This is a genomic window from Novosphingobium sp. 11B (assembly GCF_054589055.1).
This window is the reverse complement of the sequence record NZ_BAAILP010000146.1, coordinates 4,128-7,864: the sequence shown is the minus strand read 5'-3', so window position 1 is coordinate 7,864 and position 3,737 is coordinate 4,128. Positions and strand designations below refer to the sequence as shown.

Genomic DNA, 3,737 nt, shown 5'->3' with positions numbered 1-3,737 from the left:
GGCGCCGCGCGCGGAAAACCACCCGCGAGCGGCGCCGGTACTGCCGCGTCCCTACCCGCTCCGCATCAGCGAGGCAAATATAAAGATAGCTTTATATGTTCTGTTCAACGCATGGCCAGAGCCATGAGGATGGGCGGCTGGCGCTCCAAGAGCTGCCCCGCGACTTCCACCAGCGTTGCGCGGCCCTGCACCGTGGCGAGTCCCTGCGTGATCGAGCGCAACTGGTGGCACGAGAGCCAGGGATGGCCGCCGCCGTACTCGTTGGCCATGACCACGCTCATGCGGTCGAGCGGCCCGCCCGAGGCGTCGGCGGCATCGCCGAGTTCGGCGCGCAGCTGGGCATTCGCCTCGTTGAGTTCGGACATGTGGCTGCTGGTGAACTTGCCGTAGTCCTCCATGAAGTCGTCCGCCGTGGTGCGGCATCGCAGGCCGGTCACCATCAGCATGATGTCCATGCGGCGCAGCTTCTGCGCCTCGCTCGGGCGAGCCGTCGGCGGTGCGACGACGGTATGAGGTGCCTCCGGTACTGCCGATTGCGCGAGTGCCGGTGTTGCCGCACCGAGCCCGCACGCGAGTGTCACGGCCAGCCACGGCCGCTTGATTCCGATCCTGATCATTGCCCTGTTCCCCGCAGGCAAATCGCCTGACCGAACGGGAATGTCATCGATTGCATACCGCGATCTGAAGAACCACGGTTAACGCATTTTCACGATGAAAATCCCCGCAAAATGGCCGGTTGAACGATCACGAATGACCACATCGGACGCCCTTTGAGAGCATGAGTGAACGTATCCCCGGACGCCGCCGCGACACGCCTTGCTCGGCGCCCGGCTCACGGCGCGAATCGAAATTCCCGCAGGTGCGGCGTTGCCCATCCGGGCGCTCGGCCTATATCTGCGCGGCAAAGCCGTTTTGCTGTCATGAAAGGACGAATGCCATGGCCATCTCCGTTGGCGACACGCTGCCCGACGTAAAGCTCATCAAGGTCGGCGAAAGCGGCCCCGAGCCGGTGCAGTCCTCCGAATACTTCGCGGGCAAGAAGGTCGCGTTCTTCGCGGTTCCCGGCGCGTTCACCCCGACCTGCTCGGCCAAGCACCTGCCCGGCTTCGTCGACAAGGCGGAAGAGTTCAAGGCCAAGGGCATCGACGAGATCGTCTGCACCTCGGTCAACGACGCCTTCGTGATGGGCGCCTGGGGCAAGGCCGCCGAGGCATCGGACGTGACCCTGCTGGCTGACGGCAACGCCGACTTCGCCAAGGCGGTGGACCTGACCATGGACGGTTCGGGCTTCGGCATGGGCACGCGCAGCCAGCGCTACTCGATGGTCGTCAACGACGGCGTGGTCGAGCAGCTCAACGTCGAGGCGCCCGGCTCGTTCGAGGTCAGCTCGGCGGAGCACATGCTCGGCCAGCTCTGAGCCTGAGGCATATTCGGCAAAAGGGCGCCCTTCCATGCGGAGGGGCGCCCTTTTCGTATCGGCGGGGCGGTGGAATGGCCTCGTACCTTGGCCTTGGCGGGGTGCGCGGGTAGCACTTGTGCGAACAATTCATCTCAGGGGTTAGATCATGGCGCGCTCGGTTATCGTCACCGGTGGTTTCGGGGTTCTGGGGCAGGCAGTGGCGCAGGCCTTCGCTGCGGCGGGAGACAAGGTCGCCCGCGTGGACTTCGCGAAGACCGCGCATGAGCCGCTGGACGGCGCGCTCGACATCGGCGGGGTGGACCTGACCGATGCGGCCTCCACCCAGGTCGCGCTGGACACGGTCGCAGGCGCGCATGGCGGGGTGGACGTGCTGGTGAACGTCGCGGGCGGCTTCACCTGGGAGACGCTGGAGGACGGCTCGATCGATGCCTGGGTGAAGATGCAGGCGATGAACCTGCTGACCGGCGCAACGATCACCAAGCTCGCCCTGCCCGCACTCAAGGCTTCGGCCGCGGGCCGGATCGTCAACATCGGTGCGGGCGCGGCGGGAAAGGCCGCAGCGGGCATGGGCGCCTACACCGCGTCGAAATCGGGCGTCCACCGGCTGACCGAAGCGCTGTCCGAGGAGCTTTCCGGCACCGCCGTCACCGTCAACGCGATCCTGCCGAGCACCATCGACACGCCCAGCAATCGCGCCGACATGCCCGACGCGGACTTTGCGACATGGGTGCAGCCTTCGGCCATCGCCGACGTGATCGTGTTCCTCGCCTCGGCACAGGCGCGGGCGATCAGCGGGGCGCTGATCCCGGTGACGCGCGGCGGATGATGCGCGGCACGTAGACGACGATGCCCTCACCCGCATAGATGCGCTGCCATGCGCGGCTGCGGGCGAGTGCCTCGGCGAGCGGCGCATTGTGGTCCTCGTCGAGCACGAAGGCGGCCGGGTTCCACTTGCGCACGACGTCGACGAGCGGGACGATACCGTTCTCGATCCCGCCGTTGTACTGCCACTCCTCGCGCGCGTAGCGGTAGTAGCGGCCGTCGTAAGCGACCTTCCAGTGCGGGTAGCCGTTGTCGATGATGACGCCGCCGAACGGGAAATCACCATAGACCGTCCCGCGCACCCCGAATTTGCGCAAGTGCTCCACCGCTTTCAGCGGCAGAGTCGGCGCGAAGCGCGTCGGCGCGAGCAGCGGGGTGACCACAGCGACGAGCCCGAGCGGAGCCAGCACCGTCAGCCATTCCGAACGGGCGGGTTTCGCGCCCTCCTTTCCGGCAGCGCGGGCGATCACCGGCACCATCGCCACCGCCCAGAACAGCACGAAGCGATAGGCCGTCAGCGTCATCACCGAAAGGCCGATGACGACGGCGATTTCCGCCAGATCGACGCACCCGCCCCGACGCACGATCAGCCAGAGCGTCAGCACGGTCACCACCAGCACCGGCAGGGCATTGGGATGGTTGGCGGGTGTCCAGATCGGGAACCACTCGCTCGCGCCGATGGCTATGCTCGCCTGCGCGTTGGCGGCCGAGGTCGCGAGTATCGAGGCGCCGTCGGGCGTGGCGAACATCGCCGCCACCGAAAGCACGCCGAGGGCGCTCAGCCCCCATGGACGAGCGGCGGCGCGGCCGGTTGTCCAGCGATACCATCCGGCCCCGGCGGCAAGGTTCAGCGCCGCCACCGCGACACTCACCGAAGGATGCAGGTTCTGCCACGCAATCAGCACCGGCAGACCCAACGCCACCATCGGCAGCGGCCGCAAGTCCAGCCGCTGCAGCGCGAGCAGCAGCCCGAAGCACAGGCAGGCAAAGCTCTGCGGGCGCACGCTTGCGGTCGGCAGCGCCGCGACGAAGACCAGCGCCAGCGCCAGCATCACGGCCTGCAGACTAGCGCCCTTCCAGCGGCATGCGGCGGCGACGGCCCAGAAGCCGCCGAGCCAGCACAAGGCGTCGAACACGCGCAGCAGGTCCCAGCCGCCGATCCGCCGCACCGTCGCCATGACCGCCTGCCCGGCCCATGCGACGGCGGGCAGCGGCTCTCCGGCATGGAGCGCGGCGAAAGGCTCGGTCGGCACCGGGCCGCCGCGATCGACGATCAGTTCGCCCAGCTTGAGCTGCCAGAAGATATCGACGTCCCACACCGGCCGCAGCAGCAGGACCAGCAACGTCACCGCGGGGACGAGCGCCAGCAGCAGGCGCACGCGCGCCGGTGTTGCCTGAAATGCCCCGTTATTCTGCTCGATCATCTGCCTGTCCGCCTCCGGCCTGCCCTCACCGGATGCCAGCGGCTCTGGCCGCAGGCGCGGCGGCGTTCAAG

General features: G+C 67.6%; 4 protein-coding genes. 2 read left to right on the top strand and 2 right to left on the bottom strand.

The window, feature by feature from the left end; translation table 11 throughout:
• Nucleotides 1–104 precede the first annotated feature (104 nt).
• A complete protein-coding gene (locus ACYPYD_RS13365; protein ID WP_008829669.1) occupies nucleotides 105–617 on the bottom strand; it encodes a hypothetical protein in 513 nt (170 codons plus the stop codon).
• Between the two features lie 320 nt (nucleotides 618–937).
• On the opposite strand from ACYPYD_RS13365, the gene ACYPYD_RS13360 reads away from it, so the two are divergent.
• Nucleotides 938–1,417 carry a peroxiredoxin gene (locus ACYPYD_RS13360; protein WP_069707599.1) on the top strand — a complete coding sequence of 160 codons (480 nt, stop codon included), beginning with the start codon at nucleotides 938–940 and terminating at the stop codon, nucleotides 1,415–1,417.
• Nucleotides 1,418–1,565: 148 nt separating this feature from the next.
• Complete coding sequence (locus tag ACYPYD_RS13355) at nucleotides 1,566–2,246, top strand: SDR family NAD(P)-dependent oxidoreductase (RefSeq protein ID WP_459663568.1); 681 nt, start codon at nucleotides 1,566–1,568, stop codon at nucleotides 2,244–2,246.
• On the opposite strand, the gene ACYPYD_RS13350 is transcribed toward ACYPYD_RS13355, so the two are convergent.
• Nucleotides 2,209–3,666, bottom strand: a complete 1,458-nt coding sequence (locus ACYPYD_RS13350; protein ID WP_459663566.1) for a hypothetical protein — start codon at nucleotides 3,664–3,666, stop codon at nucleotides 2,209–2,211. The genes ACYPYD_RS13355 and ACYPYD_RS13350 overlap by 38 nt on opposite strands.
• Between the last annotated feature and the right edge of the window lie 71 nt (nucleotides 3,667–3,737).

Coding starts and splice junctions, on each gene's coding strand:
- ACYPYD_RS13365 (WP_008829669.1), bottom strand. CDS start 617: ATGATCAGGATCGGAATCAAGCGGCCGTGGCTGGCCGTGACACTCGCG.
- ACYPYD_RS13360 (WP_069707599.1), top strand. CDS start 938: ATGGCCATCTCCGTTGGCGACACGCTGCCCGACGTAAAGCTCATCAAG.
- ACYPYD_RS13355 (WP_459663568.1), top strand. CDS start 1,566: ATGGCGCGCTCGGTTATCGTCACCGGTGGTTTCGGGGTTCTGGGGCAG.
- ACYPYD_RS13350 (WP_459663566.1), bottom strand. CDS start 3,666: ATGATCGAGCAGAATAACGGGGCATTTCAGGCAACACCGGCGCGCGTG.